At 51.2% G+C, this 7,065-nt stretch carries 6 protein-coding genes; all 6 read right to left on the bottom strand.

The window, feature by feature from the left end:
* Positions 1 to 117: 117 nt before the first annotated feature.
* Positions 118 to 783 (bottom strand): ABC transporter ATP-binding protein, encoded by a 666-nt coding sequence (locus BLP10_RS22585; protein ID WP_210183659.1) that lies wholly within the window; start codon positions 781 to 783, stop codon positions 118 to 120.
* Between the two features lie 88 nt (positions 784 to 871).
* Complete coding sequence (locus BLP10_RS24135; protein WP_091139956.1) at positions 872 to 1,681, bottom strand: ABC transporter permease; 810 nt, start codon at positions 1,679 to 1,681, stop codon at positions 872 to 874.
* 31 nt (positions 1,682 to 1,712) lie between these two features.
* A complete protein-coding gene (locus BLP10_RS22575; protein WP_244510777.1) occupies positions 1,713 to 2,378 on the bottom strand; it encodes a NeuD/PglB/VioB family sugar acetyltransferase in 666 nt (221 codons plus the stop codon).
* Positions 2,379 to 2,400: 22 nt separating this feature from the next.
* On the bottom strand, positions 2,401 to 3,504 hold the full coding sequence (locus BLP10_RS22570; RefSeq protein WP_091139952.1) for a DegT/DnrJ/EryC1/StrS family aminotransferase: 1,104 nt from the start codon (positions 3,502 to 3,504) through the stop codon (positions 2,401 to 2,403).
* 83 nt (positions 3,505 to 3,587) lie between these two features.
* Entirely contained in the window at positions 3,588 to 5,207 is a 1,620-nt protein-coding gene (locus BLP10_RS22565) for a glycosyltransferase (RefSeq protein WP_139165591.1), read from the bottom strand.
* Positions 5,204 to 6,331 carry a glycosyltransferase family protein gene (locus tag BLP10_RS22560; protein WP_139165590.1) on the bottom strand — a complete coding sequence of 376 codons (1,128 nt, stop codon included), beginning with the start codon at positions 6,329 to 6,331 and terminating at the stop codon, positions 5,204 to 5,206. The genes BLP10_RS22565 and BLP10_RS22560 overlap by 4 nt, the downstream gene beginning before the upstream one ends.
* Positions 6,332 to 7,065 lie beyond the last annotated feature (734 nt).

Raw genomic sequence — 7,065 nt, 5'->3', positions numbered from 1 at the left:
GGCTATCTGAGCCCGAAGCAGTTTGAGGATCAACATGTCCGGCAGACGGTCAATCCCGCGGCATGATCACTGTCCACTCTGAGGGGCGCACTCCATATGATATGCACTTTGGAGTTGTTATTGACCCATAGATCCGGAGTTTAGGATTTCCTCGATCGTTCCAGATGCAACAATCTGGCCTTCTCTCAATAAAGCCGCTTTGTTGCAATATTTCTTCAATGTTGCAGGATCATGGGAAGCGAGAACTAGAATACGAGACTGCATCAGCATCTCCTCCATACGTGCTTGCGCTTTATCTGCAAAGCCAGCATCGCCGACACTGATCATCTCATCGAGAAGAATGATGTCAGGTCTAACCGCAGTCGAGACGCCAAAAGCTAACCGGAGCATCATACCGCTCGAATACGTACGCATGGGCAGATCGACGTAGGGCCCAAGTTCAGAGAACTCAATGATCTCGGGCACTAACGCCCGCGCCTGCGCGAACGTCATCCCAAGAAATACCCCCCTTAGAATGATATTCTCACGTCCGGTTAGCTCAGGGTCCATTCCCATCCCGAGATCAAGCAAAGATGATACCTTGCCTTGAATTTCGGCAAGACCATCGCTCGGCTCGCAGGCTCCCGACAGCACACGTAACAATGTCGATTTACCGGCGCCATTGTGCCCAATTAGGGCGAGACGATCGCCCGCATTCAGTTGAAGATCTATACCCTTAAGAGCATGCACATTGATGATGTCGCGCCCGCCAGCCTGGACGGATCCGCCAACGCGACGGAACATAGTCGTCTTCAGAGAGCGACCGCGACCGTTGTAAATTGGGTATGTGACGTGAACGTTTTCAAGTCTAATCGACGTCAAGATGCCTCTCCTAAAGCCAATATACAACGCGCGCTCGGAAGCGAGCAAACAGCGGGAGAGCAACTAATGCTAAGATCACGATCACGCCTAAAGTGGAAGCATATGTAAAGAGGGTTGGGACCTGTCCGCGCATTGGCTCAGAGACAATCCGCAGAAATGAGGCAAATGGGTTTAGGTCAACCACGTAGAATGCTCGCTCTCCCAATGTGCTGATTGGCCACGTAACGGGCGATATGAAGAAGGCGATCTGAACAACATTTTGTACAATCTGCGGAAGATCTCTAAACCGTGTGCAAAGCAGACCACATAATAGGGCCATAAAGAATCCACTCGCAGCCACAAGCAACAGACCAAATGGAACCAGTAGCCATGTCCAAGAAAGTCCATGCCCGAACACAAGCAAGACGGCCGGTATAATCACGAGGTTGTGCGAGAATACTACGAAGTTCCGGACTAGTAGTCTCCACACAAAGACAGTCCGGGGCAAAGGCTCCTGTTTAAGGATGCCCTCGGCCTGGGTGAACACAGAGGTACTTTCTGTGATTATGCCTGCTATCAGCGACCATACCACGAAATTTGAGGCCAAATAGGGAAGATAGTCTTTAATAGGCTGCCGAAAAATCGCTGCGTATACAGTTCCAATTGCGACAACGAGGACCAACATACTAAGCGTGATCCAAAACTGCCCAAAACGAGAGCGGCTGTATCTCTGCCGGATATCCCCTATTCCAAGCAGCCACCAAATCCGCCAGTTGTTAAATCCCTGAACTACGTCACGCTGGGCGCGAGCGCAATTATCCTGCGAAATACTGCTGAGCATACAAATAGCTGTCCTTAATGCGGATTCTGGGTCACCGAACGAAAGGTCTGGCAGGGTTGCCTACAACGGTCGTACCAGGCTCAACATTCTTGGTCACGACGGCTCCCATACCTACGATCGCGCCTGTTCCTATCACGAGAGGCTTACTGGAACTCCCAGGTCGAATAATGGCTCCAGTCCCAATATAGGCGTGATCCTCAATCACTACGTTTCCATTACACTTCACACCTGGAGCGAAGGTAACGAAATCGCCGATCTTACAGTCGTGGGCGACGTAGGAGTAGATATTGGCGTGAAAGAAGCGACCGATATGGATATTGCTGGTCAGGGTTACAAAGGGACTCAAAATCTGTCCGTCGCCAATAGTTACCTGATCCATCACGACAACGTTATCCGCACGCAAGTCAATTGGATGAGCGCCCTCAGATGCGCAACGCGCTGCGATTCTCTCACGTAGTCGGCTGTCTGCGATCGCTACATTGAAATACAGGTCTGCTTCTGACGCGAAAAAGTCCTCTTCCGAGAGGACACTGTACCCATTCAATTCGAACGCAGAAGGCGCTTTCTCGACGAAACAGAACTTTGCGGTCCGCTCCAGATCCCCCTCAAGATGTTTTGAAGCTGCAGCAACATAGGGCATTACCTCGCGTGCATAACCGCCTGCGCCGAACAGTCCCACTAAGATATCTTTGGGCACCTATCCGTCCTTCCTTGGTGTCTTAGCCGCGGTAGAATTGGTGTATGGCCGTACTGATGCGATCAAGCTGGTGGTCGTTCAGTGCGGGAAAGCTCGGAAGATTGAGTCCTCGATAAGCAACGTTGTCGGCACCTGGATAAGGCCCATGATCCCACTCTTGATACATCGGCATTGAATGGACAGGGTAGAAAAACGGTCGCGTGTCAATTCCGCATGATTTCAGGTAGTCACGCAGTGTGTCCCGCTCCTGTGCGCTCTTCGCTAGTACGGAACACATCCAGAAAGAGTGCGTCGTTCCGGGCTGCTCATGGTGAAACTCAAGAGGAGTTCCCTTGATAGCTTGGCGGTAATACTCAGCAATTTTACGTTTCCGTTCGATGACCTCGTCAGCACGGGCAAGCTGTGCTGTGCCGATGGCAGCACAAATATTGGTCATCCGGAAGTTGAATCCGACGACATCGTGCCAATACTCCCGTTCACCCGCGAGGCCTTGTCCTCGCAGTTTTCGAAGGAGTTGGGCAACAGTCGCATCATCGGTTGTGACCATGCCACCTTCGCCTGTCGTTATCGTCTTGTTTCCAAAGAAACTGTATGTTGCGACTTCGCTGTCAATGCCAACGTGGCGGTTGCCAATGCGGGTACCAAATGCCTCAGCGCAATCTTCAACAACCAACATGCCGTGCCTTTGTGCAACCGAGGCGATTTCGCCCATGTTCGCCGCTTGCCCATACAAGTGCGCAACGATAACGGCCCGAACGTCTCCTGAGGCGACCTTGCGGGACAGGTCCTGCGGGCACATCTGCAGCGTGACAGGGTCGCTATCAATGAACACGGGTTCTGCGCCGACGTAACGCACTGCATTCACGGACGCGACATAGGTGAAAGTCTGCACCGCAACCTTGTCACCGGGACCAATCCCGAGACCGGCTAACGCTAAATGAAGTGCGACAGTACCATTGCAAACACTGATGGCATGCGCGGTACCAACGTAGCTCGCGAACTGCTGCTCGAACTCCTCTACAAACCGACCTCGAGATGAGATCCACGTTGTGTCGAGGCACTCCTTCACGTTGTCCCATTCCCCCCCCGTCAGCTGTGGTGAATAAACTGGAATGAAGTCGTGCATAGAGAATCCCCGTACCCTGCTAGCGCAAGGAGCTTGTACGTACCAGCGGAGGCTGAAGCCCGCACACCAGATAGCTCCCGAGTCTAGACCTTGCAATAAAATTCGTAGTAGCGCCTTGCCATGTCTTCGAAGCGGTAAGATGACAATTGGCCTAGTACGGCTTTCTGCTGCGCCACCCAGGCAGAGCGTGAAGCCAGTATGTCTGCTATCTTCCCAGCTAGAGTGTCTGCGTCGAAGGGATCGAAAAGCCAACTCTCGTATGTTTGTTTTGTTATACCATTTCTATCAAACATCTCCCGAGCTACCGGGATGTTCGAAAGTAATGCGGGCGTGCCATTACTGACAGCCCTCGAGAAGTTAAAAATGTCACCACCTTCCGCCAAGCTCGGATGAACGGTGACAGCAGCCCCTTCCAGCATAGTGTTCAATACCTTGATAGGAAGACTCGGCATAAATATTACGTCGCGATGGAGCTTCTTGTCTCTTATGTAATCGATGACATCTGGCGTCGCGCCTGGACTTGTTAGAACGATTTTGATATCAAGGAAGTGTTTGCGGATTAGAACTTCGCCTGCTTTGATCAGCGTCAGTGAATTTTTATGGGGACGATCAACTGTAGGGTAAATCAGATACTCAAAGTGTCCGAAGTTCATTCGGGGGAGATCCCCTAAATCCGGAAGGTAGTTCCTGACGTAACTATTGAGCTCTTCTGATGAAATGGGTTCAGCTGCTGCATCCACATAGAAGCCCTGAGGGATAACCGTGATCTTGCGATCCCTGTTGTCACCGGAGAGAAGGCGCATCAACTGCTCAGACTTACTGAACTCAGAATAGCAGATAAGCCCTGACGCAGCCGTAACGCTCCTTTTCACATTCCAGATCAGAAGTGACATGAAATCATTTGCTGGGTACCGAGTCGGAAAAACCGCCGTAACGGCATCCGGGAATACAACAACAGTTTTTTTGGATTTAAGATTCGCGATCAGATGGCCGTCAAACGCCGCAGGGAAGAATAAAGTATCATCCTCTACATTTTGAAGGGCCCGTGCCAAGCGTTCACATTCTTGGCGATAGACACTTTCGCTGAGGTATGTGAATACCGTGTTGATGCTTATTTGCTTATTCCGGCCAGAAGTTGCCCTATCGAGAGCGTTGATGAGCCGCTTGCTAGTCCGTCCCCTCACATTGCTGACTGCAGCCCTGAGCTTCCGTCCAATCCATCTGCCGCCTAAAGCAGCCGCAGCCATGACTGCAAGCCCCGGAAGTAGGACAACCACAACTGGCAATGTGAGAATAATTACCAGAAACAATGGCCAGATCTTGAGCGCAATGTTGGATCTAGACAGATCAAGCATCCAGCTCAACGATCTGAGCATAGATCTTGGTTTCAGTATTCGCCGCATGAAGCGAGAAAGGCGCATGAGCAGGCGCGATCGCCGCCTTGGGCGACTAGCTCTGCCATAATACCAGTCGAGTGAAAGCGAACCCTCAATTATGGGCACAATCTCAAAAGCAGTTTGCGGAACTTGGTTAGCCTGGAGCATTGCTTCAAGGCCGCCCTTATGTCGAGACGTAGTATAGATTCTAACTGGTATCCCAAGTACCCCAAGACCTTTTACCAGGTCTGCTAGAAGGACGTTCAGCCCCTCGCTGACGCCGATACGAGATGGGCGCCAAGTATAGACAACGGAGAACCTTTTCATTGTGCTGTTCCTTGGAGCGCGGCCTTCACAATTGAAGAGAATTCCCGCCAATACTTTGTGGCCAGGTTATCATAACGATTGCGCGACAGTGCATCCCGAGAAGGGAGAGAGCTTCTCAGATCAGCAAAATTGTCGAAGACATGATCGAGCGCACGCGACAAGGAGCTCGGGTCTTCTAACGAAAACCACGTAGGCCTCAAGTCAAAAGCCTGAGCCACTTCCTCCATTGCGGGATAACGGCTAGATAAAGTCGGCGTGCCCAACCATGCGCCTTCCAAGATAGTGTAGCTCCCATTGTCTCCAGTGGACGAATGAAGGACGCATAGTGCATTCTCCATCAAATCCCAAAATTCATGATCTTCGACATAGTCTTCAAAGGACAGGCATCTCTGCAGCACTGACGATCTTTTTATTCGGCTCCTGACCTGTTCTATGTGAGGAGCTTGAAGGACAGGCTTTTTGTTCTTTGGGTCAAATGAACCCGTATGAAAACCTGTCACTTTGACTTTCAAACTATTTTTCTGGAGAAAATGTTCGAGTCCGTCGAGGATAAATGAGTGGTTTTCGTGCGCAGACACAATCGTAGGCCACAGAATATGTCGAGCGGCAGGCTCCGCACCCGAATGGATATCAGCTGGGGAAGAGCCAGATCGATCCTTTAACGTCGCGGGTGCATCAAACTCAATCGGAAGCACAAAGGCGCGGTTGGGGTCAACTCCTGCATACGATATTGCGTCTCGCCGGGTCTGCTGTGTCGTCGTAAGCACAAAATCAGCTTTGCTTGTAACTCTAGCGCGTATGGGGAATTTTGACCATTGGTCCTCGTTATAGATATGAGGGTGATATCTTTGGACATAATCGTAAAGCAGCATGCCGTATTTTTGGTGCGGCGGTATGTCTGCTTCGATGTGATCCGAAGCAATAAGAAGTAGGTCAACTTCCTCAAAATTACTCACGCCATCGTTAAAAACTATGTAACGATCAGAACCCGGCCTTCCGTTTATTGGAATAAAGCTGTTGTAGTAGGCATCTAGCTTTGAATGCTCGATCAGCTGCCGGCGGAATGGTCTTATTACAACGCCCAGGTTCTTTAGCGCATCAAGTGTATTGTAGTCGAACCGCATTCCCTCAGGGTGCCCGAAACTCACTTCAAGCGTAGCCCCCGCAGCCCTAGCGCCTAGGATCAGCATTCGTGTTACATTGAGGACGCTTCGTAGAACCCCGCCTTGGAAGGCGCTTGGGAGAATTATTGCTATCTTCATTTCGTATTCTCGCGAGCTCTTAATTCAGGGCTTGTGGAACACCCTCCACCGCATGCAAGCACGCAGTGCTGTAGGAGCTTCCTTGGCCAGGAGTTTTCTCGTGCTCTCTATACCGGCTATGTGAACCTGCCAATGCCTAAGGAGTGAAAGAGCTTTTGAAAAAATGTTTCGTCTTGGTTTGTGATGCCTCTCAATGCTGGCAATCCGATTTCACCCGTATCGCCTCTGTGTATTCGCTATTTGATGGGTCAGATTGGGCCTAAAGCCTCCGGTTCAATCACCAAGATCTTGCAGAGGTTTTATACGGCGTCAGGTGCTCTCAGACTGTGGTGGGACACAGCGCACCCGTGTCGGGCGCAACGGTTTCCAGTCGTAGGGTCATGCGCGACAGTGCCTTGCGACTGATCCCCGACAGCAGAGAGCCGTCACAGGATAAATGGTTTGCTCTAAGATGCTCGCCTTTGCAGCTGCCTCATAAGATCGGCACATTCCTCCGCCTACCTGGAGTGCGCCCCACGAGATGGACAGATCGGCACTGAGGAATTGACCGGGGCTGCCGGGCTTTAGGAGACTGAAGCCCATGGCAAAGCACCGCA

It is taken from the genome of Microvirga guangxiensis (assembly GCF_900102135.1).
Lineage (GTDB): Bacteria > Pseudomonadota > Alphaproteobacteria > Rhizobiales > Beijerinckiaceae > Microvirga > Microvirga guangxiensis.
This window is presented reverse-complemented; position numbering and strand designations above follow the sequence as displayed.

Excerpts from the sequence above, each read along its gene's own strand:
- BLP10_RS22565 (WP_139165591.1), bottom strand. The coding sequence starts at position 5,207 with ATGAAAAGGTTCTCCGTTGTCTATACTTGGCGCCCATCTCGTATCGGC.
- BLP10_RS22570 (WP_091139952.1), bottom strand. The coding sequence starts at position 3,504 with ATGCACGACTTCATTCCAGTTTATTCACCACAGCTGACGGGGGGGGAA.
- BLP10_RS24135 (WP_091139956.1), bottom strand. The coding sequence starts at position 1,681 with ATGCTCAGCAGTATTTCGCAGGATAATTGCGCTCGCGCCCAGCGTGAC.
- BLP10_RS22560 (WP_139165590.1), bottom strand. The coding sequence starts at position 6,331 with ATGCGGTTCGACTACAATACACTTGATGCGCTAAAGAACCTGGGCGTT.
- BLP10_RS22585 (WP_210183659.1), bottom strand. The coding sequence starts at position 783 with ATGTTCCGTCGCGTTGGCGGATCCGTCCAGGCTGGCGGGCGCGACATC.